General features: G+C 68.1%; 25 protein-coding genes and 1 tRNA gene. 11 read left to right on the top strand and 15 right to left on the bottom strand.

The annotated features are described in order from the left end of the window. Position 1 precedes the first annotated feature (1 nt). Positions 2-2,062, top strand: coding sequence for a dipeptide ABC transporter ATP-binding protein (locus ACX9MO_RS16510; protein WP_462212626.1), 2,061 nt, complete (start codon positions 2-4; stop codon positions 2,060-2,062). Between the two features lie 157 nt (positions 2,063-2,219). Here ACX9MO_RS16510 and ACX9MO_RS16505 read toward each other — a convergent pair whose 3' ends face one another. From ACX9MO_RS16505 to ACX9MO_RS16485, 5 genes are all read right to left on the bottom strand, one after another. Beyond that, a complete protein-coding gene (locus tag ACX9MO_RS16505) occupies positions 2,220-2,735 on the bottom strand; it encodes a hypothetical protein (RefSeq protein ID WP_222489695.1) in 516 nt (171 codons plus the stop codon). 278 nt (positions 2,736-3,013) lie between these two features. Continuing rightward, the gene (locus ACX9MO_RS16500; RefSeq protein WP_222489694.1) at positions 3,014-3,598 is read right to left on the bottom strand and encodes a lytic transglycosylase domain-containing protein; all 585 of its coding nucleotides are present in this window, start codon (positions 3,596-3,598) and stop codon (positions 3,014-3,016) included. A 38-nt stretch (positions 3,599-3,636) separates the two neighbouring features. Beyond that, the gene (locus ACX9MO_RS16495) at positions 3,637-4,209 is read right to left on the bottom strand and encodes a helix-turn-helix transcriptional regulator (RefSeq protein ID WP_462212625.1); all 573 of its coding nucleotides are present in this window, start codon (positions 4,207-4,209) and stop codon (positions 3,637-3,639) included. After that, entirely contained in the window at positions 4,206-4,832 is a 627-nt protein-coding gene (locus ACX9MO_RS16490; RefSeq protein ID WP_462212624.1) for a cytochrome b/b6 domain-containing protein, read from the bottom strand. Before ACX9MO_RS16490 ends, ACX9MO_RS16495 begins: the two co-directional genes overlap by 4 nt. Continuing rightward, positions 4,825-5,121 (bottom strand): PepSY domain-containing protein, encoded by a 297-nt coding sequence (locus ACX9MO_RS16485; RefSeq protein WP_222489691.1) that lies wholly within the window; start codon positions 5,119-5,121, stop codon positions 4,825-4,827. Before ACX9MO_RS16485 ends, ACX9MO_RS16490 begins: the two co-directional genes overlap by 8 nt. A gap of 471 nt (positions 5,122-5,592) precedes the next feature. On the opposite strand from ACX9MO_RS16485, the gene ssb reads away from it, so the two are divergent. Then, the gene (gene ssb / locus ACX9MO_RS16480) at positions 5,593-6,135 is read left to right on the top strand and encodes a single-stranded DNA-binding protein (protein ID WP_462212623.1); all 543 of its coding nucleotides are present in this window, start codon (positions 5,593-5,595) and stop codon (positions 6,133-6,135) included. A 224-nt stretch (positions 6,136-6,359) separates the two neighbouring features. Here ssb and ACX9MO_RS16475 read toward each other — a convergent pair whose 3' ends face one another. Together ACX9MO_RS16475 and bamE are read right to left on the bottom strand one after the other, a co-directional pair. After that, a complete protein-coding gene (locus ACX9MO_RS16475; RefSeq protein ID WP_222489689.1) occupies positions 6,360-7,100 on the bottom strand; it encodes a GNAT family N-acetyltransferase in 741 nt (246 codons plus the stop codon). Positions 7,101-7,426: 326 nt separating this feature from the next. Beyond that, on the bottom strand, positions 7,427-7,882 hold the full coding sequence (gene bamE, locus ACX9MO_RS16470; protein ID WP_222489688.1) for an outer membrane protein assembly factor BamE domain-containing protein: 456 nt from the start codon (positions 7,880-7,882) through the stop codon (positions 7,427-7,429). 86 nt (positions 7,883-7,968) lie between these two features. On the opposite strand from bamE, the gene ACX9MO_RS16465 reads away from it, so the two are divergent. The 8 genes from ACX9MO_RS16465 to ACX9MO_RS16430 all read left to right on the top strand — a co-directional run bounded on the left by ACX9MO_RS16465 (position 7,969) and on the right by ACX9MO_RS16430 (position 14,359). After that, positions 7,969-8,532 carry a YceD family protein gene (locus ACX9MO_RS16465; RefSeq protein ID WP_222489687.1) on the top strand — a complete coding sequence of 188 codons (564 nt, stop codon included), beginning with the start codon at positions 7,969-7,971 and terminating at the stop codon, positions 8,530-8,532. A gap of 285 nt (positions 8,533-8,817) precedes the next feature. Continuing rightward, positions 8,818-9,024 (top strand): 50S ribosomal protein L32, encoded by a 207-nt coding sequence (gene rpmF / locus ACX9MO_RS16460; RefSeq protein ID WP_222489686.1) that lies wholly within the window; start codon positions 8,818-8,820, stop codon positions 9,022-9,024. Between the two features lie 110 nt (positions 9,025-9,134). Then, positions 9,135-10,163 (top strand): phosphate acyltransferase PlsX, encoded by a 1,029-nt coding sequence (plsX, locus tag ACX9MO_RS16455; RefSeq protein ID WP_462214466.1) that lies wholly within the window; start codon positions 9,135-9,137, stop codon positions 10,161-10,163. Between the two features lie 4 nt (positions 10,164-10,167). After that, entirely contained in the window at positions 10,168-11,142 is a 975-nt protein-coding gene (locus ACX9MO_RS16450) for a beta-ketoacyl-ACP synthase III (protein ID WP_462212622.1), read from the top strand. A 103-nt stretch (positions 11,143-11,245) separates the two neighbouring features. Next, entirely contained in the window at positions 11,246-11,548 is a 303-nt protein-coding gene (ihfA, locus tag ACX9MO_RS16445) for an integration host factor subunit alpha (protein WP_222489683.1), read from the top strand. A 4-nt stretch (positions 11,549-11,552) separates the two neighbouring features. Next, complete coding sequence (locus ACX9MO_RS16440) at positions 11,553-12,779, top strand: MerR family transcriptional regulator (protein ID WP_462212621.1); 1,227 nt, start codon at positions 11,553-11,555, stop codon at positions 12,777-12,779. A 158-nt stretch (positions 12,780-12,937) separates the two neighbouring features. Further along, positions 12,938-13,014, top strand: a tRNA-Pro gene (locus tag ACX9MO_RS16435). Positions 13,015-13,282: 268 nt separating this feature from the next. After that, positions 13,283-14,359 carry a 2'-deoxycytidine 5'-triphosphate deaminase gene (locus ACX9MO_RS16430; RefSeq protein WP_462212620.1) on the top strand — a complete coding sequence of 359 codons (1,077 nt, stop codon included), beginning with the start codon at positions 13,283-13,285 and terminating at the stop codon, positions 14,357-14,359. Between the two features lie 361 nt (positions 14,360-14,720). Here ACX9MO_RS16430 and ACX9MO_RS16425 read toward each other — a convergent pair whose 3' ends face one another. Continuing rightward, on the bottom strand, positions 14,721-15,275 hold the full coding sequence (locus tag ACX9MO_RS16425) for an NYN domain-containing protein (RefSeq protein WP_462212619.1): 555 nt from the start codon (positions 15,273-15,275) through the stop codon (positions 14,721-14,723). A gap of 432 nt (positions 15,276-15,707) precedes the next feature. Between ACX9MO_RS16425 and ACX9MO_RS16420 the strand changes: the two genes are divergently transcribed. Then, on the top strand, positions 15,708-16,862 hold the full coding sequence (locus ACX9MO_RS16420) for an MFS transporter (protein ID WP_462212618.1): 1,155 nt from the start codon (positions 15,708-15,710) through the stop codon (positions 16,860-16,862). On the opposite strand, the gene ACX9MO_RS16415 is transcribed toward ACX9MO_RS16420, so the two are convergent. The 7 genes from ACX9MO_RS16415 to ACX9MO_RS16385 form a co-directional block, all read right to left on the bottom strand. After that, on the bottom strand, positions 16,837-17,064 hold the full coding sequence (locus ACX9MO_RS16415; protein ID WP_462212617.1) for a hypothetical protein: 228 nt from the start codon (positions 17,062-17,064) through the stop codon (positions 16,837-16,839). The two genes, ACX9MO_RS16420 and ACX9MO_RS16415, sit on opposite strands and share 26 nt — an antisense overlap. Before the next feature lie 71 nt (positions 17,065-17,135). Then, on the bottom strand, positions 17,136-17,807 hold the full coding sequence (gene scpB, locus ACX9MO_RS16410; protein ID WP_222489677.1) for an SMC-Scp complex subunit ScpB: 672 nt from the start codon (positions 17,805-17,807) through the stop codon (positions 17,136-17,138). Beyond that, a complete protein-coding gene (locus tag ACX9MO_RS16405) occupies positions 17,800-18,600 on the bottom strand; it encodes a segregation and condensation protein A (protein WP_222489676.1) in 801 nt (266 codons plus the stop codon). Before ACX9MO_RS16405 ends, scpB begins: the two co-directional genes overlap by 8 nt. Positions 18,601-18,634: 34 nt before the next feature. Beyond that, positions 18,635-19,639, bottom strand: coding sequence for a beta-N-acetylhexosaminidase (gene nagZ / locus ACX9MO_RS16400; protein ID WP_462212616.1), 1,005 nt, complete (start codon positions 19,637-19,639; stop codon positions 18,635-18,637). Further along, positions 19,636-20,823: an SPOR domain-containing protein gene (locus ACX9MO_RS16395; RefSeq protein ID WP_462212615.1), complete on the bottom strand. Its 1,188-nt coding sequence runs from the start codon at positions 20,821-20,823 to the stop codon at positions 19,636-19,638. The genes nagZ and ACX9MO_RS16395 overlap by 4 nt, the downstream gene beginning before the upstream one ends. Positions 20,824-20,891: 68 nt before the next feature. Further along, positions 20,892-22,637, bottom strand: coding sequence for an arginine--tRNA ligase (argS, locus tag ACX9MO_RS16390; protein ID WP_462212614.1), 1,746 nt, complete (start codon positions 22,635-22,637; stop codon positions 20,892-20,894). Between the two features lie 417 nt (positions 22,638-23,054). Next, complete coding sequence (locus ACX9MO_RS16385; protein ID WP_222489673.1) at positions 23,055-23,885, bottom strand: sulfite exporter TauE/SafE family protein; 831 nt, start codon at positions 23,883-23,885, stop codon at positions 23,055-23,057. Between the last annotated feature and the right edge of the window lie 124 nt (positions 23,886-24,009).

The following is a 24,009-nucleotide window of genomic DNA, read 5'->3' as shown; positions in this document are numbered from 1 at the left end:
CATGACACAAGAGCCCATCCTCGCCATCGACAACCTCTCGATCTCCTTCGACACCCGCCGGGCCGAGATCCCGGCGGTGATGGACTTCTCCGTCTCGGTCCAACCGGGCGAGGCCATGGGCCTCGTGGGCGAAAGCGGCTGCGGCAAGTCCACCGTGGCGCTTGGCGTCATGCGCGATCTGGGCCGCAACGGGCGCATCGCGGGCGGCACGATCCGCTTCAAGGGCCGCGACATGGCCGAGATGTCGGAGGCCGAGCTGCGCCGCATCCGCGGCAACGAGATCGCGATGATCTACCAGGAGCCGATGGCCTCGCTGAACCCTGCCATGAAGGTGGGCCGCCAGTTGATGGAAGTGCCGATGATCCACGAGGACGTGACGGCCGAGGAGGCCCGCGCCCGCGCGCTCCAGATGCTGGACGACGTGAAGCTGCCCGATCCGGCGCGCATCCTCGACAGCTATCCGCACCAGCTCTCCGGCGGGCAGCAGCAGCGCATCGTCATCGCCATGGCCTTGATGTCGAAACCCGCGCTGCTGATCCTCGACGAGCCGACCACCGCGCTCGACGTCACCGTCGAGGCGGCCATCGTGGAGCTGATCCGCGATCTGGGGCGCAAGTACGGCACGGCGATGCTCTTCATCTCGCACAACCTCGGGCTGGTGCTGGAGACCTGCGACCGGATCTGCGTGATGTATTCCGGCGAGGCGGTCGAGACCGGCACCGTGGCCGAGGTCTTCGACACCATGCGCCATCCCTACACGCAGGCGCTCTTCCGCGCGATCCCGCTGCCCGGGGCCGACAAGACGGCCCGCCCGCTGCAGGCGATCCCCGGCAACTTTCCCCTGCCCCACCAGCGCCCGCCGGGCTGCAACTTCGGCCCGCGGTGCAGCTACTTCGAGGCCGGGCGCTGCGATGCGCAGGCGATCCCGATGCAGGATGTCCGCCCCGGCCATGCCACCCGCTGCCTGCGCACGCAGGAGATCGACTGGACGGCCGTTCCGGAGGCCGAGGCCGAAACGGAGGCCCGAACGCCCGGCAAGGTCGTCCTCAGCGTCGAGCAGCTGAAGAAGTATTACGAGACCGGGGCCAATGCGCTCTTCGGGGGCGCGACGCAGGTGGTGAAGGCCAACGAGGCGCTCACGTTTGACGCCCGCGAGAGCGAGACACTGGCGATCGTGGGGGAATCCGGCTGCGGGAAATCCACGCTGGCCAAGATGCTCATGGGGCTGGAGACGGCGACCGAGGGGCGCATCCTGCTCGATGGGCGGGAAATCCAGGACCTGCCAGTGGCCGCGCGGGACGGCGGCCTGCTGAGCGATCTGCAGATGGTGTTCCAGAACCCCTTCGACACGCTCAACCCCTCGATCCCCGTGGGGCGCCAGATCACCCGCGCGTTGGAATTGTTCGGCTATGGCGCCTCGGATGCGGAGCGGCGCGAACGGATGCTGACGCTGCTCGACCTCGTAAAGCTGCCGCGCGATTTCGCCGAGCGGATGCCGCGCCAGCTGTCGGGCGGGCAGAAGCAGCGGGTGGGCATCGCGCGGGCCTTTGCGGGCGGCGCACGGATCGTGGTGGCGGATGAGCCGGTCTCGGCGCTGGATGTCTCGGTTCAGGCGGCGGTGACCGACCTGCTGATGGAGATCCAGAAGCGCGAGAAGACGACGCTGATCTTCATCTCCCACGACCTGTCGCTGGTGCGCTACCTCGCGGATCGGGTGCTGGTCATGTACCTCGGCCACGTGGTCGAACTGGGGACGGTGGAGCAGGTCTTCGCGCCGCCCTACCACCCCTATACCGAGGCGCTGCTCTCGGCGGTGCCCATTGCCGATACCTCGGTCGAGAAGGAGCGAATCGTGCTGGAGGGGGAGCTGCCCTCGGCCACCAATCCGCCGCCGGGCTGCCCGTTCCAGACCCGTTGCCGCTGGAAGGCGCAGGTCGCGGGCGACCGCTGCGCGACAGACCTGCCCGAGATGCGCCGATTCGGCGCGCATCAGATCCGCTGTCATCTCGACCCGGAGGTGCTGGAGGGCATGTCGCCGGTGCTGCGGCAGGCGGCAGACTGAGTCCCAAGGCTGATCTCGCCGGCTGATCCCCGGGGGCCAGCCACGAGACCGCTGCACAAACAGACACCCCCGGCGCTTGGGGCACCGGGGGGGCTGCGTCTCGGGGGGTGAGACAGGGACGGTCCTGGGGAGAACCGTCCCGGGGACGTCGTATGTGTCAGCGGTCGTTCGCGTCGGTCGTCGCGTCGGACATGCTGTCCATGCCGTTCTCGGTCGCCTCGGCGAAGCCCACCAGCATGGCTGTGTAGAGTTCCTCGTCCGAGGGGGCCACGGTCAGCGTGCCGGGCGCCGGCAGAATCGACTGGGCGTTGATCTCGATCGGGAAGGCCCCGATGGCGCCCTCGCCGCCCGGGTCCATCACGGTGACGGTGCCGGCCAGCTTGTTGAAGCCTTCGACGAAGGATTCCGTGGGGTTCGGGCTGATGTCGAGTTCGGTCAACTCGACCTGAACCTTGTAACCCGGCTCGACGCCGACCGGCTGGTCGTTGAGCGCGGCGGTGATGGTTTTCGACAGGTCGTCGCTCAGGGTCGGGAACTGGCCCAGCGACGCGTTTCCGTCCAGCTCGGCGCCGGCGGCGACATCGACGCTGCTCACCTGCGGGTTGTCGAGCGCATAGACGGGAGCAGCCACGGCAGTGGCCATACCAAGGGCGATCAGGGTCCGTTTCAACATGTTTACGTCCTTTCCTGGCACGCGCCCGACCCCTCTTCCGGGGTCGGTGGCAGCGCGGTGCCGCATCTGTTTCGCTTGTGGGGAGAGAACGTTAGCCGCCCGTATCGGTTCCATCGGGACGAAAAGAACCCGTCCGGGCATCGGTCGAATTCCGCCGATCGCGGATTGCCCCGCCCCGCAACCTGCGGGCGAGGGTTCGGTCAGGACGCCCACCTCGTGATCAGGGCCCATGATCCGGGCCCCTGAACCGGGATTGCGTCCGAGATAGCCTCCGGGGCTCAGTGGCCCCAGATCACCTTCACGTAGTTCTGGGTTTCCTTGTAGGGCGGGATGTCGCCGTACTTGCGCACCGCTTCCGGCCCGGCATTGTAGGCCGCCAGTGCCAGCCGCCAGTTGCCGAAATCACGGTACTGCCGCGCAAGGTAGCGCGCGCCGCCTTCGAGGTTCTGTTCCGGGTCCATGGGATCGACGGCGAGGTGCCGCGCCGTGTCCGGCATCAGCTGCGCGAGGCCGAGGGCACCCTTGTGGCTCTTGGCGTGGATGTTCCAGCCGCTCTCCTGCTGCACGAGGCGCAGGAAGAGATCCTCGGGAATGCCGTGCCGCTTGGCGGCCGAGCGGGCCACGTCGAGGTAGGGGCCGGTGTACTTGCCCGCGAAGGGCTTGATCGGAAACTTGGAGGGCACCACCACGGCCTGCGGCTGCAGCCGGACCGAGTTGTTGTATTGCTGCGAGGCCCGCCCGTCGAGGATCGAGGTCTGGGACTTGAAGAGCTTCACGCGCGACTTGGACGACAACACGTCCGCACTCACCGGTTGGGCAAGCGCCAGCACGGCGCCAAGGGCTACCCCGAGGTATCTCTGCATTGTCCCGTCCGTTCAGATGTCTCTTGTTGGCCGGCATTCTATCCGGCGGAGCGTGAATTGCCACCCCCCGTCCGCAGGGTCGCCCCCGCATCCTCCGGTGTCTCATGCGGCACCAGTGGCGCCCCCATCAGGTCTTCGATCAGCAGCGACATCAGCCCGTTGCGCCCCTGCACACCGGCCTTGCGGTAGATCGCGTTGAGATGCGCCTTCACCGTGCCCTCCGCCGACCCGCGGATTTCCGCCACCTCGGCGATGGAGAGCCCCTTGAGCGTGAGCCCCGCCACGTCCGCCTCGGAGGGCGTCAGGGCCCAGTCCTCGAAATAGGCCTGGATCACCTCGTGCAGCGCGCCCTGCGCCACGGTGCGGGTGCGTTCGAGGTCCTTCTGGCGCCGCAGCAGGATCATCAGCACCCGCATCTCGACCCCGAGGGCAAACAGCAGCGAGAGCGCCGCCAGCCCCTCGATGATCTGGCCCGGATCGGTCAGGATGCTCCGCCCCTCGTCGATCGTGTCCGCGATGGCATCGGCGATGAAGAAGGTGGTGCAGAGCGCCTGAACGAGGATCAGCCAGGCAAGCGCCAGGCTGTTCTTCGTCGGTTTGACCTCGCTCATTCGGAGGCGTGTCCGGAGGTCGGCTTGCCGGATTTCGGCTGTCCGGACTGCGGCAGATCGCGCGGCTCTATCATCTTAACCCCCGTCACCATGGCTCGTGGCAGGTTAACACCGGTCCGGCGGCTTTCCCAGATCACGGCGGCAATATGGGCTGCGACACAGATCTCGGCCCAGGTGACGAAGAATTCGTGCATCTCCTCGACCCATTTGACGCCCCAGTAGGCGTTGGTGGTCATCATCCAGCCGGTCAGCCCGATCAGCAGCATCGTGGCCAGCAGGTTGTAGATCATCAGCGCACCCAGCGGCGTATGCCCGAGGTGCACCCTGCGCCGCCCCTTCGCGATATCGCCCAGCTGGCCGAGCGCTGCGGAGACCGAGGGCGGGAAGTCCCGGAACCTTGCGTGGCGGGAGCCGATCAGCCCCCAGACCAGCCGCACCGCCACGAGGGCCACGACCGCGTAGCCGATCAGGTGGTGCAGGTCCTTCTCCGGGTCGGTGATCAGCACGTTCGAGGCGAAGAGCACGACCAGGGACCAGTGGAACACCCGCACCAGCGGATCCCAGACCCGGCGCGCACTACGGGCGCTCCGGACCGTGCGACCCGCGAGGGCCGCGTCAGTCATCGCCGTGGACCTTGGCGATGTTCAGTGCCTCGTCGAGGTAGAGTTCGAGCTTCTTGCCGTCCTTGAGGGCATAGACCTCGATCATCCCGTCCTCCATGTCGATGCGCCGCACCTCGTAGCCCTCCGCGGTCAGCTTCTCTGTGATCTGGGCCTTGGTGGCATCGTCGGGCATCCCCGAGGCGAAGGCGGCAGAGGCGGTGACGAGGCAGAGCGCCAGCGTACCGGTGACGGTGACAATGCCGAGGGCGGTCGCGTTCCAGAGGGATTGCAGCCTTGGGGATTTCAGCATCTTCATTCTCCGATGTGGGGGGGCCAGACCATCTGGCGCCCTGCCCCTCCCATCTGCCCCGCCGCACCGGGCCGCGCGATCCGTCCGGAGTGCCGAACGACCCGCCTATAACCGGAGTTTAGGGCCGATTTCCGGGCGTTTCGGGCCCATCGGCGGCGGCGGGCCCCTCGCGGGACGGGCGCCACCGGGCACGACCGGTCACAGCCCCGGTCGGCGCTTCCCCCGCAGCTCGGTGCCGGCCGACGCGGCCCGTCACCACCGGCGGCTCTCTCCTCAGGCCCCCGGGCAGTTCAGCCGCCACACCACCGGCCCGCCGCGCCGCATCTTGGCGCATTGCTCAGGCGCTCCGGCCCCGCTAACGTTGGATTAACCGTGTTGCGCTTCCATTGCCGCACGGCGGCGGTTGCGGCGGGCGGCGGTGCCTGCTTTAACGCCGGGATCATTGAATTCGGATTCGACACAGGGGGTCTCATGGCGGGATCGGTGAACAAGGTCATTCTGATCGGCAATCTGGGCCGCGACCCGGAGGTCCGGTCGTTCCAGAACGGGGGCAAGGTCTGCAACCTGCGGATCGCGACCTCGGAAAACTGGAAGGACCGCAACACCGGCGAGCGGCGCGAGCGGACCGAGTGGCACTCGGTCGCGATCTTCCAGGAAGGTCTCGTGCGCGTGGCCGAACAGTACCTGCGCAAGGGCTCCAAGGTCTACATCGAGGGCCAGCTGCAGACCCGCAAGTGGCAGGACCAGTCCGGCCAGGACCGCTATTCGACCGAGGTCGTCCTGCAGGGCTTCGGCGGCACTCTGGTGATGCTCGACGGCCGCGGTGAAGGCGGCGGCGGTGGCGGCTTCGGCGGCGGATCGGGCGGCGGCTACGGTGGTGGCGGCGGCGGCGATTACGGCGGCGGCTACGATGACGGCCCCTCGGGTGGCGGCTACGGTGGCAGCGGTGGCGGTGGCGGCCGTTCCGGCGGCGGCGCGCCCTCGCGCGATCTCGACGACGAGATCCCGTTCTGAGGCTCCGCCCGCGGGTCTGCCCCCCGGAGCCAGACAAGAGATTTCCAAGGCGCCGCCCCTACCCGGGGCGGCGTTTGCATGTCCGGCCGAGCCTCGATGGCAGAACCCGATGCCAGAGACGGATGCCCGGCTGCGGCCCGGACGAGCACGCTGCCGGATCAGGCCGCCCCGGACGCCAAACGGATCAGGCTGCGCGGACAGCCCGATTGATCAACGCGGATAGATCAGCCCGCCGTGGCCCTCAGCAGGCGCTTGCGCGCGGGCGGGATCGCCTTGATTTCGAGCCCGGTGAAGACGTGGAGCGTGTTCATGTGGCTGTCGACCACCGCGTGATCGCTGACCCATCCCCCCATCAGCAGGTAGGTCCGCAGGAGCGGCGGCATCCGCAGCATGGCCTGTTTCGCGTCCGGCTTGCGCCGCAGTTTCTGGGCAAAGCGGAAGACATTGGGCGCCTTGACCCGCGGCAGCCATCGGTTCGGCGCGAGGTGGCGTTCCTTCAGCATGGCAAAGGCGTCGAGGTAATCGGCCGTATCGGTGCCATGGAAGGAGGAACAGCCGAAGAGCATCTCGACCCCGTTCTCGTCCACGTAGCGCGTCATCGCGGACCAGGCCACCCGCAGGATGTCGGCGTCGCGGGCCTCGGGGTGGATGCAGAAGCGGCCCATCTCGACCATCGGCCCCTCGAAATCCTTCAGGGCGGAGAGCTCGTAGTATTGCGCGGAATAGCTGCGCGCGATCTCGTCCCCGCCGGTCAGCGGCAGGATACGGAAGCAGCAGACGAGCGCGCCGTCGCGCTGATCCTCGACCAGCACATGGGCGCAGACCGCGTCGAAGGCATCGGCATCGAGGGGATGGCTGTCCGGGTCGCCGTGGAAACACAGGGTCCGCAGCCGCTGTGCGGCGAGGATGTCATCGGGGGTCTCGGCGAAGCGGGCGCGGTAACGTCCCTTCATGAGCGACAGCATGGCAGGCCTCCGGGGCGATGCAGTCAGGGTATTCGCGCGTGACCTATCATACAAGGGATGACAGCGGCGTGACGGATGCAGGGATCGGGCGGCCGGCGGGGATGGTTTCGCGGGAGGTCTCGCGGACAGAAAGCCTGCACCGGGGCGCGGCCCCGGTCCGGGATATGTCCGGCTGGAAAGTGACCGCGGAGGTCCCTGTCGCGGTCCCTGTCGCGGTCATGGCACGCGGCCGGGCCAACGTGCCGAGACGCAAAAGGCGCGGGCCGTTGTCCGGCGCCGCGCCTTGTGATCTCTCGCTGCCCCTTGCGGAGGCCCGGCATGGGGGATCAGTTCGCGAAATCGCTCGCGGTGAACTGGCCGAGGTTGCCGAGAAGCTGCGCAATGATGTTGTTGCCACTGCCGTCATCCAGCGTCACGCGGCGCGACAGGGTCACGATGCGCCCATCCTCGAGGCCGTAGCGCGAGACGTTGGAGACGAGGCCGCGCTGGTCGAAGGCGACCTGGACCACCTCGCGCTCCACCACTTCCGGCTCGGTATAGGCGAAGTGGCGCACGCGGCTGTGCACGTAGTAATAATTCCCACCGTCGAGCATGCCTGAGGTGGAGGGGGCGCCGACCTTCTCGGTCACGGTCTCGCGGGTGTCCTTGCCGATGGTGATCTGGGAAAGATCACTGTCCAGAGGCACATAGCCGTGGTCGCGGTAGCGTGCCGTGCAGGAAGCCGCCGCCATAACCAGAAGTACGGCCACGGCCCGTTTCGCCCAATTCGTCATGCCCAGCATTCCTGCCCTCTTGCTCCGGCGTCTTCCGCCTTCTATCTGCCATTACAGAAGGAAAGCCCCCCGTTCAAGGAAGGAACCGCCGCCCCATGGCCGACGCCGACCCCGCCCGCCCTCTCTTCACGCCGCTGCGCGTGGCCGATCTGCCGACCTCGCGGCCCACGTCATTCGAGATCAGGCCGGATGCCGCGCAGATGGAGCGTCTGGCCACCGAACTGGAGCTGAGCGACCTGCGCAAGGTCAGCTTCACCGGCGAGGTGAAGGCCGAGGGCAAGCGCCGCTGGCGTCTGAAGGGCAAGCTGGGCGCCACCGTGGTGCAGCCCTGCATCGTGACCCTGGCCCCGGTGACCACCCGCATCGAGGAGGAGGTGGTGCGCCGCTACGACCCCACCCTCGAAGCCGCGCCCGAGATCGACGAGATGGAAATGCCCGAAGATGATTCCGTGGAACCTCTCGGAGAGGTGATCGACCCGGGCGTCGTCCTGGCCGAGGCGCTCGCGCTTGCGCTGCCGCTCTACCCCCGCGCCGAAGGCGCCGAGATCGAAGAGGCGCAGTTCACCGAGCCCGGCAAGCAGGCGATGACCGACGAGGAGACGAAACCCTTTGCCGGTCTGGCGGCCCTCAAGGCAAAGCTGGAAAAACCCGAGGAGTGAGAGGCGACGCGCGATCGGGCCCGCGCAGCCGGCGCCGGGACGCGCAGGGCCCTTTGCTGCAAGGCGCAGCCGCGGCGACACGTCCCCGGAAGACCGGCGACGAATCGCTTGCGGTTTTCGGAAATAGACGTATTTTCGCGCCCTCATCCGAATTTTGGGTTGAAGCCGGGGCCTTGGGCAGACTAAGAGCCCCTCACCCATTCTGCGGATCCGATCCGGGCCCTGCCCGTCGGCTCCGCACCGAAAACGAAACCGGGCCGCGGCCCATCAAACAGAGGTTGTGACATGGCTGTCCAACAGAACAAAGTTTCCAAGTCGCGCCGCAACAACCGCCGCGCCCATGACGCGCTTGTCGCCGGCAACCCCAACGAATGCTCCAACTGTGGTGAGCTGAAGCGTCCGCACCACGTCTGCGGCGCCTGCGGCCACTATGCCGATCGTGAAGTCGTGGCTCAGGCCGACGAAATCGATCTGGAAGACGACGCCGCCTGAAAGAACGCCCGGGCGGCAATCGCATGAGCGCAGCTCCAGACACGACGGGTTCCGCGGTGGATGCCGCCGGCAGCAAGGCCGGCGCATCCTACGTGCTTTCCATCGATGCCATGGGCGGTGACCGTGGGCCGGCGGCAGTCGTTGCCGGCATCGCGCGCTCTGCCAAGAAGAATCCGGATATCCGCTTTCTGCTGCACGGCCCCGAGGACGAGCTCGAGAAGCTCATCGGGCGCCGCAAGTGGCTGCGGGACCGGATCGAGATCCGCGACGCCGGCGGCGTCGTGACCATGGACGACAAGCCCAGCCACGTGATGCGTCACGGCAAGGGCACCTCCATGTGGTCGACGCTGGACGCCGTGCGCAACGGCGAAGCCACCGTCGCCGTGTCCTGCGGAAACACCGGTGCGCTGATGGCGCTGTCGATGGTGCGGCTGCGCAAGCTGCCGGGCGTCAACCGCCCTGCCATCGCCGTGCTCTGGCCGTCGCGCAACCCGCAGGGCTTCAACGTGATGCTGGACGTGGGCGCAGACATCCGCGCCGACGAACAGGACCTCCTGCAATACGCGCTGATGGGCGCCTCCTATGCCCGCAACGGCATGCACCTCGAGCGTCCGCGCATCGGCTTGCTGAACGTGGGCACCGAGGAGCACAAGGGCCGGGCCGAGCTGAAACTCGCCCATGACCTGATCGCCTCGCAGGCGGAGGAAGCGCATTTCGATTTCGTGGGCTTCGTCGAAGGCGGCGACATTCCGGGCGATGTCTGTGACGTGATCGTCACCGACGGTTTCACCGGGAACGTTGCGCTGAAGACCGGCGAAGGCACCGCGAAACTCATCGGGGACCTGTTGAAGGAAGCCTTCCAGTATTCCCCCCTGTCCAAGGTCGCGGCCCTTCTGGCCATGACCTCGCTGCGGCGCCTGCAGAAGCGGATCGATCCGCGGCGGGTGAACGGCGGGGTGTTCCTCGGACTGAACGGGACGGTGGTGAAGTCCCACGGGTCGGCCGACGCCATGGGTGTCTCGGCCGCCATCAAGCTGGCCTTCCAACTGGCTCAGCAAGGTTTTACCGACAAGCTCGCCGCCCGGGTTGCAAGTGCCGTACAGCCGCCGCAGGATACCGGGCGAGCTGAGGGAGAATAAGACAATGACGATGCGCGCCGTGGCCCTTGGTGTGGGCCATTACCTGCCCGAGCGGATCGTTCCCAATGCCGAATTCGAGAAGACGCTGGATACGTCGGACGAATGGATTCAGGCCCGGACCGGGATCGAGAGACGCCACTTCGCCGCCGAAGGCGAGACCACCTCGGACATGGCCATCAAGGCCGCGACCGCGGCGCTTGCGCAGGCCGGCCTTGCCGCCAGCGACATGGACGCGGTGATCGTGGCCACCTCGACGCCCGACCTCACCTTCCCCTCCGTCGCCACCATGGTGCAGCAGGGGCTCGGCATGACGCGGGGCTTCGGCTTCGACGTGCAGGCGGTCTGCGCGGGCTTCGTCTATGCGCTCTCAACCGCCAACGCGATGATCGTCTCCGGTCAGGCCAACCGCATCCTCGTGATCGGGGCCGAGACCTTCAGCCGGATCATGGACTGGACCGACCGTTCGACCTGCGTTCTCTTCGGCGATGGCGCAGGCGCGCTCGTCCTTGAAGGCCGGGATGGCGGCGGCACCAATGACGACCGCGGGATCCTCGCCGCCGACCTGAACTCGGACGGCAACTACCGCGACATGCTCTACGTCGATGGCGGCGTCTCCACCACGGGTGAGTCGGGCAAGCTGCGGATGCAGGGCAACCCGCTCTTCCGCCAGGCGGTCGGCAAGCTGGCCGCCACGGCCGAGGCCTCGCTGGCCAAGATCAATATGCCCGCCGAGGAGCTGGACTGGATCGTTCCGCATCAGGCGAACATCCGGATCATCCAGGGCACGGCCAAGAAACTGGGCCTGCCGATGGAACAGGTTGTGGTCACGGTACAGGACCACGGCAACACCTCGGCCGCCTCGATCCCGCTGGCGCTGTCGGTGGCCGTCGCCGAGGGCCGGATCAAGCCCGGTCAGGTCCTCCTGATGGAGGCGATCGGCGGTGGCTTGGCCTGGGGATCGGTGATCCTGCGCTGGTAAGGCGGTGTCCTGCCGAGGCTCTTTAATTCACCCATCCAAGTGGTTGATATTGACTCGGAAAAATCGCACCCCCTATGCTTAACGCAGCCAAGAGGGGACAGGGATGAGTGACAAGACGCTGACGCGTATGGATTTGAGTGAGGCCGTCTTCCGCGAGGTGGGCCTTTCCCGCAACGAATCTGCACAGCTCGTTGAATCGGTGCTGCAGCACATGTCGGACGCGCTGGTGGACGGGGAGCAGGTGAAAATCTCCTCCTTCGGGACCTTCTCGGTCCGGTCCAAGGCCGCCCGCGTCGGCCGCAATCCGAAGACCGGTGAAGAAGTGCCGATCAATCCGCGCCGGGTGCTGAGCTTCCGGCCCTCCCACCTGATGAAAGAGCGCGTCGCCGCGGGCAACAAGGCCTGAGGCAATGAGCAAGTCCGCAGACGCGTTCCGCACCATCAGCGAGGTGGCCGACTGGCTCGACACGCCGGCACATGTTCTGCGGTTCTGGGAAAGCAAGTTCACCCAGGTGAAACCCGTGAAACGGGCCGGGGGGCGGCGCTACTACCGCCCCGCGGACATGCTGTTGCTTGGCGGGATCAAGCGGCTGCTGCACGAGGATGGCATGACCATCAAGGGCGTGCAGAAGCTCCTGCGCGAGAAGGGCGTGGGCCATGTGGCGGGCCTCGCCCCGCCGCTGGACGGCGACTCGGAGGTCGAAGAGGCCAATGCGATCACGCCGCCCAAGGAAGCCGAAGTCGTCACCTTCCCGGTCGCCGCGCGCCCCGCACCGGTCGCGCAGCCCGACGAGGCCTCCACCGAAGCGACCGAGGCCGAGCCCGACGCCCCCGCGGCCGAGGCAGCGCCGGTCGAAACGCCCGTCGCTGAAGAGACCACGGCGGAAGAGACTGTGGTCGACGAGACTGTGGCCGACGAGACTGCGGCCGAAGCATCCATCGACGCTACCTCCCCGGAAGAGCCGACCGCTGAGTCGCAGCCTCCTGCCGGGGAGCCCGTCGAGGCGAGCGCCCTTCAGGAGCCCGCGCCCGAAGACACCGCCGCACCGGACACCGCCTCCGAGGAGGTCACCGCCGCAACCGGCGAGACCGTCGACGAGGGCGAGGATGACACGCCCGCCCTGCCCTTCGGCGATCCGGTCGAGGCTCTCTCGCCCGCCGCCCCGGACCCGGCCTTCACGCCCGAGCCCCCTGCCTCCGAGGCAGGCGACGAGACAGGCGATGAGATCGCCCCCGCCGCCTTCGCGGAGGAGGACGAGATCGAGGCCGCCCCCTTCATCGAGGCCATCTACGAGGACCCGGCGCACTCCGGGGAGATCGAGGAAGCGCCCTTCATCGAGGCCGAGCCCGAGGAGGACGAGGCGCAGGCGCCCACCGATATCTTTGCGCACCGCGCACCGCCCGCCCCGCGGCCTTCGCTCTTCGCGATGACGCAGGAGCCCGTGACGCCCACGCCCGGCCCCCGCGCGACCTCCGTCACGACGCCGCCCGACCCGGCCGATTCCGAGCTGGTGGCAGCGCCCGGCCTGCTCAGCCGGATCAGCGAGCGGCGCACCGGCTTCTCGGCGCAGGACCTCGCCCATATCCGCCCGCTGGCGGCGCGGCTGGCGCAATTCGCCGAAAGCCCAACACAATAAGGCCGTTCGCCAAGGCGTCCCAAGGGGACCGGAACGGGGCGCGCGGCGCCCCGTTTTCGTCTGCGCGGGTGACCTAGGGACAGCCGGGCGATGCGGGCGAAAAAAGTCGCGATCCCCTCTTGCTCCCACCGTCAGATCGGATATTAAGCGCGCACCGTCGGGCTATAGCGCAGCCTGGTAGCGCGTCCGTCTGGGGGACGGAAGGTCGCAGGTTCGAGTCCTGCTAGCCCGACCATTTCACGAATATCGCGAAATGACCGACGGTACATCCCGCAAGGGATGCCACCCTCCGGGGTGGCGTCCGACACCGGGATCCCACTCTCTTCCTCACGACACGTCTCCGTCCGGCAACCAAGAATTTTCAGAAATTCCTGGGAAAACTCTTCGAAGAATTTTCCGTCCCGACGGCGGGCGGCGCGATCTTTTCTTTCCCGCCCCTGCGCTCTAGTCTCGCCCTCCAGACCAAGGGGCCAGAACAAAAGGGCCCGAGCAAGGGGACAGCGATGACAGGGATCTGCGCCAGCCAGCGTATCCGCGCCATGATCGAGACCGGCCAGATCAGCGCCGAACCCGCGGTGCTGCCCGAACAGGTGCAGCCGGCGAGCCTCGATCTGCGCCTCGGCACGCGGGCCTGGCGGGTGCGCGCCTCCTTCCTCGCAGGCGAAGGCCGCACCGTGGCCGAGCGTCTGGCGGAGTTCGAGATGCACCAGGTCGACCTGACCCAGGGCGCGGTGCTGGAGAAGGGCTGCGTCTACGTGGTGCCGCTGCTCGAATCCCTCGACCTGCCCGACGACATGCAGGCCGTCGCCAATGCGAAGAGCTCCACCGGGCGGCTCGACCTGCTGACCCGCACGATCACCGATGGCGGGACAGAGTTCGACCGCATCCCCGCCGGCTACACCGGGCCACTCTACGCCGAGATCTGCCCGCGCAGCTTCTCGGTCCTCGTGCGTCCGGGCATGCGGCTCAACCAGATCCGCTTCCGGCAGGGCCAGTCGATCCTCACCGATGCCGAACTGCGCGCGCTCCACGCCGAGACGCCGCTCGTGGACACGCCCCCGGTGATCGGCGAGGGCCTCGGCTTCTCGGTCGATCTGGAGCCGGCAGAGGGCACGCTGGTGGGCTACCGCGCCAAGCCGCACACCGGGATCATCGACCTCGACCGGATCGGCCACTATGACCCCGCCGAGTACTGGGAGGAGCTCCACAGCCGCGACGGCCAGATCATCCTCGATCCCGGGGCCTTCTACATCCTCGTGAGCCGGGAAGCAGTCTGCATTCCGCCCGATTACGCCGCCGAGATGGCGCCCTTCCTTGCCATGGTGGGCGAGTTCCGGGTGCATTACGCGGGCTTCTTCGATCCCGGCTTCGGCTATGACGGCGCCGGGGGCACCGGCTCGCGCGGGGTGCTGGAGGTGCGCTGCCACGAGGCGCCCTTCGTCCTCGAACACGGGCAGACCGTGGGCCGCCTGGTCTACGAGCGCATGGGCGAACGCCCGGAAACGCTCTACGGCCGCGAGATCGCCTCGAACTACCAGGGCCAGGGGCTGAAGCTGGCGAAGCATTTCAAGAGCGCCTGAGCGGGCTCCCCGCGTCCACGAGAGCCGGTGCAGGCGCCGTTGCTGGTGCCGCCAGATGAGCCTCCACATGAGTTGATGGATGGGCTGTCGCGAGAGCCGTCGCGTAGGCCGTCAAGAGAGACGCCCCGGACGTTCTTGCGAGGGGTGAGACTGGGACGCCGACGGCACTGACGCCGGGGGCCGATACCGCCGCCGTCACAGGGCAGCGCGCGTGTGGCTCAACCCGCGACCCAACTCGTGGCTCGAGCTGGCGGCTGCTCAGACGCCGGGCCGCATCCAGATCACATGAGCCAAGCCCGGCAGCCTCCTGTTTTCGCGGACTTAATCCTTGATCGCACCGCGTCATGACAAGCCGCCGGGCCTACTGGCGCGGTTCCAGCCAGGGCTTGCCATCGCGAAAGCCGCCGCGGATCAGGGCGCCCGGTTCGCTCACCTCCGGATGGGCCTGTGCCCAGTCCCGGAACCGGTCGTTGCTCACCACCGGGGCGCCCATGTCCCGCGCGGCGCGCAGCAGGGTGGGATCGGCGGGCTCGCCCCGCGGCACCACGAGGACACGGTTCGCGGGCAGCCCCAGCACCTTGGCCATTTCGCGATCGTCCATGTAGCGATCGGCCAGCTTGTAGCCCGCGTTGGCGTCGAAGACGATGCCCGGCCGGTAGCCCTGCCGCCGCAGCAGCCCCAGCACGGCGCGCAGCGTCTCGACACTCGGCGCGCCCTTGCGCCAGTGCATGACGTTGGAGCCATCCACCAGCACCGGGCGCCGCCGCAGCCTGTCGCGGAGCGCCGCGACCAGCAGCACCAGCGCCGCAAGCGCGGCCGCCAGGGCGGGGATGAGGAAATCCGCCATCGACGGCTGGGTGACGGCGGCAAGGGCAACCGCAACGGCGGCGCAGAACAGGACAAGGGGCACTCGCATGCCTCCTGAGTATCCCTCGCCCGCCGGGTCGCCAAGACGGAAATCGCGCCCCCGGGGCACCTTGCCTCCTGCCTCCTGCCTCCTGCCTCCTGCCTCCTGCCTCCTGCCTCCTGCCTCCTGCCTCCTGCCTCCTGCCTCCTGCCTCCTGCCTCCTGCCTCCTGCCTCCTGCCTCCTGCCTCCTGCCTCCTGCCTCCTGCCTCCTGCCTCCTGCCTCCTGCCTCCTGCCTCCTGCCTCCTGCCTCCTGCCTCCTGCCTCCTGCCTCCTGCCTCCTGCCTCCTGCCTCCTGCCTCCTGCCTCCTGCCGGGAACAGGCTCGTTGCGCCCTCCGCAACCGCAAGCCGCATTCCCGCTCTTGTCCCCGGGAGAGACCCGCCCCCTCTTGCCTCTGCCTGCCTCCGCTGTAGTGTCGCGCGGCAACAGGAGTTCCCCGCATGATCCCCCGCAAGCTTGCCCTGCTCACCGGTGCCATCGGCGTCGTGGGCGGCAGTTCCATGGTTCTCGCCCCGATCACCGCAGCGGTCGCAGCCGACCTCGGCGGAGCGCCGGCGGACATCACCCGTGCCGTGGCGGCCTTCGGGCTCTCGACCGCCTTGTCGGCGCTGCTGCTGGCCCCGCGCGCGGACATGATCGGCCCGGACAAGGCCCTGAAACAGGCGGTCACCCTGCTGCTGGTGGCGCTTGTCACCTCGATGCTCGCGCCCAGCCTGCTGGTGCTGGCCGTGGCGCAGGCGATCGGCGGGATCGGCGCGGGCATGGCGCTGCCGGCGATCTACTCGCTGGCCCCGCAGGTCGGCCCGCCGGGCGAGGAGAAACGCTCCACCGGCCTCGTGCTGACGGGCTGGACGCTGGCCCTGGTGGCAGGCGTCGCGGGCTCGGGCTTCCTCGCGGGGGCGGCGGGCTGGCGGACGGTCTACGCGGTGCTGGCCAGCTGCATGGCGGTGCTGCTGGTGGCGATGCTGCGCAGCGACCTCTCGGTCCCGCGCGTGGCCGTCTCGCGGACCTCGCCTCTCACCGCGCTGCGGGTCGAGGGCGTGCCGCGCGGGCTGCTCTCCGCCGGGCTGCTGATGTTCGGCTTCTACGGCACCTTCGGCTTCCTCGGCGCCCATGTGGCGGATCACCTTGGGCTGGGGGCCACGGGCACCGGCTGGGTGGTGCTGGGCTATGGCGTGGGCTTCGGCCTGTCTGTCTTTGCCGATCCCTGGATCGACCGGATGTCGGCGCGGATGGCCGGGCTCTGGGTCTTCGGCCTGCTGTCGCTGACCTACCTGATGCTGGGCGCGCTCTCGGGCGGGATATGGCCCATGGCGCTCTTCGGTCTGGTCTGGGGCGTGATCCAGCACCTCGGGCTGAACTACGTCGTCTCCCGGCTGGCCGCGCTGGAGCCGCGCCAGAGGGGCGCGATCATGGGGCTGAACTCTGCCGTGACCTACCTCGCGGTGAGCATCGCCATCGCGCTCTACCGCCCGGTCTACGATGCCTTCGGCATGATGGGCTGCACCGTGGTCTCGGCCACGGCGCTTGCGCTCTGCCTGGTCGAGGTGCTGGTGCCTCTCAGAAGCTTCAGAATTTCCCCAGGCGCCGGGTGAGCCGCGCCGCCTGACGGGCGCGTTTCGCGGCCTGACGGGCCTGCTGCTTCTGCCTGCGCTGCGCGGGGGTCATCGGCTCGCCCTGCCCGCTTTTCCGCCCGTCCGTCTGCGGACCGCCTTGGCCCATCTTGCGGATGCCCTTGTTGACTGCGCCAAAGCCGAAACGGCGCAGCAACATGCGGATCAGTCCTTCGGTATTCATCTGGGGTGTCCCTTCTGCTCTGCCGCAAGACTACCAGATCCGCGCGCCCGATGCACCGGCGCGCGCAGGCCCTACTCCTCGAACATCTCGCCCTGTTCGCCGTCGTCGTCCTCGGGATCGTCCTCGACGAGGTGCAGCCCCGGCGGCGGCCGGTTGTCGAGCAGGCCCGCGGCGCGCAGCTCCTTCAGGCCCGGCAGGTCGCGGGCGTTCTCCAGCCCGAAATGGTCGAGGAAATGCGGCGTCACCACGAAGGTCACGGGCCGCCCCGGGGTCATCTTGCGCCGGCCGAAGCGGATCCACTCCATGTCGAGCAGTTGATCCACCGTCCCGCGCGAGACGGAGACGCCGCGGATCTCCTCGATCTCGGCCCGGGTCACCGGCTGGTGGTAGGCGATGATCGCCAGCGTCTCGATCGCCGCGCGGGAGAGCTTGCGCATCTCCACGGTCTCTTTCTGCATCAGGAAGGCGAGATCGGCAGCCGTGCGCATGGCCCAGGCCTCGCCCACGCGCACCACGTGGACGCCCCGGCCCTCGTAGCGGCGGCGCACCAGTTCCACGGCGGTCGCCCCGTCGCAGCCATGCGGCAGCCGGGCGTTCAGGTCGGCCACGGTCACAGGCTCGGCCGAGGCGAAGAGGATTGCCTCCACCATCCGCTCCTGCTCCGCCATCGGCGGGGCCTCGAAGAGCGTGTCCTGCGTCTCCTCCACGAGGGGGCCGGGCAGGTTGTCGGTCTCGTCACTCATTGTCTTTGTCCCTGCGGCGCAGCTGGATGGGCGCGAAGGTCTCGGACTGGCGGATGAAGGCCTTGCCCTCCTTCACCAGTTCCAGCGAGGCGGCGAAGGTCGCGGCAGTGGCCGAGCGACGGCGCATCGGGTCCTTGTCCCAGCCCATGGGCATGTAGGAGGAAATATCGGTCCAGGCCCCGGCGAAGCCGATCATGCCGCGCATCCGGTCGAGCGCCTGTTCCATGGTAAAGACGTTGTCGCGGTCCATCACGAAGGGGCGGAAATCGTCCTTGGTGCGGATGCGGGCATAGGCCTGCATCAGGTCCAGCAGCGTGGCGGTGTATTTCACCTTCCGGACCCGCTCGACCTGTTCGATCTGGCCCCGGGCAAAGAAATCCCGCCCCAGCTGGTCGCGCGCCATCAGCTGCGCGGCGGCCTCGCGCATGGCCGAGAGCCGTTCCAGCTGGAAGGCAAGGTGCGCGGCCAGTTCCTCGCCCGACGGCCCCTCTTCCTCGGGGTCGGGCGGCAGCAGCAGGCGCGATTTCAGGAAGGCCAGCCAGGCCGCCATGACGAGGTAATCCGCCGCCAGTTCGATCCGCAGGCGCTTGGCCTCCTCCACGAAGGCGAGGTACTGACGCGCCAGTTGCAGGACCGAGATCTTCATCAGGTCCACCTTCTGCGTCCGGGCAAGGGTCAGCAGCAGGTCGAGCGGTCCCTCGAACCCGTCCACGTCGACGATCAGCGCCTCCGCTGCCAGGCGTTCGGCAACGGAGCGGTTCTCGTCGTCCTCGAAGAGATCCCGTTCGGTCATTCAGTGGTCATCAGGCAGTGGTCATCAGGCGATGTCAGGCCCCGGACGTGGCAAAAAGCTTGTCCAGCTTCGCGTCCAGCGCCGCAATGTCAACCTCAGCCGGTGTCTTGCGCGCGGCGAGCGCCCGCTCGGCCCTGAGCTGCGCCATCGGCGTCATCTCTCCGGCGGCACCAGCCACCCGCGCCCGGTCGGCCAGCGTGGCATTGCACAGAAGCACCACGTCACAGCCCGCGTTGAGGCTGTCGCGGGTGATATCCGGCAGCGTGCCCGAGAGCGCCTTCATCGAGATGTCGTCGGTCATCAGCAGGTTGTCGAAGCCGATCTGGCCACGGATCACCCCGATCACGTCGGGCGACAGCGTCGCCGGGCGGTCGTCGATTGCGTCATAGACAATGTGGGCGGTCATCCCCATCGGAAGGTCGCGGAGTTCCCGGAAGGGCGCGAAATCGACGCTGTCGAGTTCATCGAGCGGCACGGTCACGTGGGGCAGGTCGAAATGGCTGTCGGCCATCGCGCGGCCATGGCCGGGGATATGTTTGACCACCGGCAGCACGCCGCCCTGCAACAGCCCCTCGGCCGCGGCGCGGCCCAGGTCGGCCACCCGGTCAGGCGTGTCGCCGTAGCAGCGGTTGCGAAGGAAGTCGTGGGTCTCGGCCCGGGCCACGTCAACCATGGGGGCGCAGTTGGCGTCGATGCCAAGGGCGCGCAGCTCGGCGGCGATGATCCGGTAGCGCAGCAGCATGGCGCTGTCGGCGTTCTCGCCCGCGCGCTCCACGAAGTCGAGCGGCGGCAGCCACTCGCGCCAGTGCGGCGCGCGCAGGCGCTGCACGCGCCCGCCCTCCTGGTCGATCATGATCGGCGCGTCATGGCCCACTGCCTGCCGGATCTCGTCGGTCAGGGCGCGGACCTGGTCCGGCGTGTCGATGTTGCGCGCAAAGAGAATGAAGCCGAAGGGCCGCACGTCGCGGAAGAACCGCTTCTCGGGCTCGGTCAGGCGGAGACCCTCCGCGTCGAGGATCGTTGCGCCGAAATTGCTCACTTGGACACCACCGGGATACAGTCGGATTTCTCGGCCACGAAGGCCGCGCAGAAACGGCGCGCATCGGCGAGGTCCTCGAAGCCCATGGCGCGCAGGCGGTAGAAGGTCCGCCCGCCGGACTGGGCGCGCTGGATCACGCGCTGCTTGCCGTCGAGAAACTCGCTGAACCGCCCGTTCAGGCGATCCCACTCGGAGCGGGCCACCTCGGCGCTTTCGAAGGCGCCGAGTTGTGCAAGACGGGTGCCCGCGGGCACATCCGTCGCCGACACGTCGAGGCCGCCCACTGCGGGCGTCGCGGCCTCCGCCACCTGCCCGGTCTCGACCGAGGCCAGCGTGGGCGTGGCCGTCGCCATGACCGAGGCCAGCTTCAGCGGGCGGGTCTTGGGACGCAGCGAATGCACCACGGCCCCCTCCTGCGGGGCGTTCATCAGCTTTTCCTCTTCCTCCAGCGTCTGCTCCGCGGCGGCGGTGGCAAGCGCGAGGGCAAGGGCCTTCTCTTCCGGGGTCTGGGCGGCGGACTGTGCGACCACCTCCTCGATGCCGGCCTGGGTCTCCTCGACGATGCCCTGGGCGACGGCGGCAAGGTCGACGGCGTCATCCTGCACCTGCGGCTCGCCCTCTTCCTGCGCCGTCATGTCGGCGGGCAGGTCCTCTTCGGCGATGCCGGCCTCCCCGGTGGCGGCAGCGTCCGGCGCGGTGCTCTCGTCAGCGGCAAAGCCCGACAGCGGCGCGGCGCCCTGCGCCAGCCGGTCGGCCAGCGCCTGGATCGAGGCCATGCGGTTGGCGTCGGGCTTGGGCTCGCTGGAGGCAACGAGGGCGCGGGTCTCCTCGGAGGGGATCGCGCCGGTGGGCACGTCCTCGGCCCGCAGGGTCATCGCCTTGGGCGCCAGATGCAGCGTGTCCGCGGTCTCCTCGGCCACGCCGTCGGCGGCAATGGCATTCACCGCGAGGCCCTGGTGCGCGGCGGGTTGCCCGCCCGGATCCTCGGGGGCGATGCGCATCTCGCCCTCCATGGCCTTCACGACCGGCACGCCGGAAACATCCCGCATGACCATCTTGTATCCCCAGTAGCCGATCCCGGCCACCAGGGCGACGGACGCGGCTGCGCCCATCCAGTTCACCATCGTCTGTACAGAAACGCCACGCGGGGCCTCGTAAGCCCCGTCCGCCTGATACTCCGCCATGTGCCTCACCTTCGTGCCCGGGTTGGTCCCGGCTGTCCGAACTGCTCGACCGACGGAGGCGCGGTTTGTTAACGCATCTCTTCCGCCGGGGTCACGCCAAGAATACCAAGGCCTGCGGAAATAACAACGGTCACGGCTCGCGCTAGGGCGATTTTCGCCTGCGATGCTGCCGGGTTGTCCTCCTGAAGGAAACGCAGCGACATGTCGTCGTTGCCGCGGTTCCACAGGCCGTGCAGATCGCCCGCCAGTTCATAGAGGTAGAAGGCCACCCGGTGCGGCTCGTTGGTGCGTGCGGCGATCTCGACCAGACGCGGCCATTCGGCGATCTTCTTGGCCACCGCGATCTCGGCCTCGTGGTCGAGCAGCGACAGGTCGGCGCCCGCCAGCGTGGCGTCATCGACGGCGATCCCCGCCTCGACGGCCTTGCGCAGCACCGAGCAGACCCGGGCATGGGCGTATTGCACGTAGAAGACCGGGTTATCCTTGGACTGCTCCAGCACCTTGTCGAAGTCGAAGTCGAGCGGCGCGTCGTTCTTGCGGGTCAGCATGACGAAGCGGGTCACGTCCGGGCCCACCTGGTCGACCACGTCGCGCAGGGTAATGAAGGTCCCTGCCCGCTTGGACATCTTGAAGGGCTCGCCGTTCTTGAAGAGCTTCACCAGCTGGCACAGCTTGATATCGACCGAGACCTTGCCATCGGAGAGTGCCGAGACCGCCGCCTTCATCCGCTTGACGTAGCCGCCGTGGTCGGCGCCGAAGACGTCGATCAGCGCGTCGAACCCGCGGGAGATCTTGTCGTAGTGATAGGCGATATCGGGCGCGAAGTAGGTCCAGGCGCCGTCGGATTTCTTGACCGGCCGGTCCACGTCATCGCCGTGTTCGGTGGATTTGAAGAGCGTCTGCTCGCGCGGTTCCCAATCCTCGGGGACCTTGCCCTTCGGCGGCTCCAGCACGCCCTCGTAGATCAGGCCCTTCTGTTCGAGGGTCTCCAGCGCGGCCTCGATCCGGCCGGTGCCATAGAGAGATTTCTCGGAGTAGAAGACGTCCATCTCGACGCCGAGCACCCTCAGGTCCTCGCGGATCAGGTCCATCATCCGCTCGGTGGCGAACTCGCGCACTTCCTCGAGCCAGACCTCCTCGGGCTGGCCGATGTAGGCCTCGCCGACCTTGGCCTTCAGGGCCTCGCCGACCTCGATCAGGTAGTCACCGGGATAGGTGCCGTCGGCAAAGGTGACCTCCTGCCCGTGGGCTTCGAGGTAGCGCAGGTAGACCGAGCGGGCCAGCACGTCGACCTGTGCGCCGCCGTCGTTGATGTAGTATTCGCGGGTCACGTCGTAGCCCGCGTAATCCAGCAGGGAGGCGAGCGCATCGCCGAAGACCGCGCCCCGGGTGTGGCCCACGTGGAGCGGCCCGGTCGGGTTGGCCGAGACGTATTCGACGTTGATCTTCTTGCCCTGCCCGAGGTCGGACTTGCCGAAGGCCGCACCGTCCCTGAGCACGAGGCCCACGAGGCCCTGCCAGACGGCGGGCGCGAGGCGCAGGTTCAGGAAGCCGGGGCCGGCCACTTCGGCGGTGGCGATGCGGTCATCGGCCAGCAGCCGTGCGGCGAGGTCCTCCGCGATGTCGCGCGGCTTCATCTTGGCGGGCTTGGCCAGCACCATGGCCGCGTTGGTCGCCATGTCGCCATGGGCGGCATCGCGCGGCGGTTCCACCGCGACATTGGCGAGGTCGAGCCCCTCGGGCAGTCGGCCCTCGGCCATCATCGTCTCGAGGGCAGAGATCACGACGGTCCGGATATCGGAAAAGAGGTTCATGGTGGCTCCTGGAACTGGTGGCAGGGGTTTATCACGCCGCCCGCCCGCGTCAACAAAGGGAGCGGCGGAAAGCGGGAAGTTTCCGGGGGATTTGGGGGATCGGGCGTGGTCGGCCCTGCCCGGTCGGTTGATCTATCTCCACCGGCAGTGCCGGCCCACGGGTGACGCGCCCCGTGGAAGAGTGCCGCCTTTATTGCCCAACGCGACGCCCCGCCCCTCTCCATCTTTCGCGCCGGGCAGTGCCGACCCGCGGGGTGGCGCGCAAGCGCCGCCCCATGGGGGCGGGTCGGCGCTGCCCGGCCTCTCGGCCGGGCGGGACATATCGAGGGGTGCCGTTCAGGCGCAAGACCCACGCGGACAGGAAAAAGGCGGGGGCGTCGCATGACACCCCCGCCCCCTTCACGTCAGCCAAACCGCTCAGAGCGAGTGGTAGAGGTCCAGCGCCATGCGCACCGCCGTCAGGCCGAGGAACAGGCCGAAGGCCAGTTGCAGCACCCGCTGCGGGATGGAATGGGCAATCGCAACCCCGACACGGGCAAAGACCACGGTCAGCGGGATGATCACCGCTGCCGCCACGAGGTTCACGTAGCCCAGCGAGAACGGCGGCAGCCCCTCGACCCCGAAACCGGTGATCATGTACATGATTGCGCCCGGCAGGCCGATCACCAGACCGATGGCCGCCGAGGTCCCCACCGCCTTGCGGATGTCGTAGCCGAGGATGTTCAGCAGCGGCACGCAGACCGTCCCGCCCCCGATCCCCATCATCGAGGAAATCGCGCCGGCGAAGACACCGAAACCGGCCCAGACCGGCTTGGAGAAGCCCTTGGGCTCGACCTCGGTCTTCTTCTTGCCGAAGACCATGTTCAGCGCCACCACGGCAGCGACCACGGCAAAGACACCCATCAGGATCCGCCCGTCGATCAGACCGCCCGCGGCCGAGCCGAGGAAGACGCCCACGAGGATCGAGGGGGCCCAGAGCTTCAGCAGCGCGAAGTCCACCGCGCCCTTCTTGTAGTGCCCCGAGGCCGAGGAGAGCGAGGTGAAGATGATCGTGGTCAGCGAGGTCCCCACGGCCACCTGCATCACGAGGCCCGGCTCCATCCCCGTCAGCGAAAGCGCGAAGTAGAGCGCGGGCACGATGACGATGCCGCCGCCGACGCCCAGCAGGCCCGCCAGCACGCCGCCCACGATACCGGCCCCCACGGCCACGGCGATCAGGGTCAGCAGGGTGGATGGATCAATGTTCATTCGGATGTCTCCTCGGAGTGTCGAGTGCGGGCCTTGAAATGGCCTCTTCGGGAACTTCATAGCCGGGGAACGCGTCCCCGGCTACCGCCCGTCTGAGCGTTCGCTCGATTAATCGCGGGGCGGA

It is taken from the genome of Pseudooceanicola profundus (assembly GCF_054919315.1).
The sequence above is the reverse complement of the archived record's forward strand: the minus strand, read 5'-3'. Positions and strand labels throughout refer to the sequence as shown.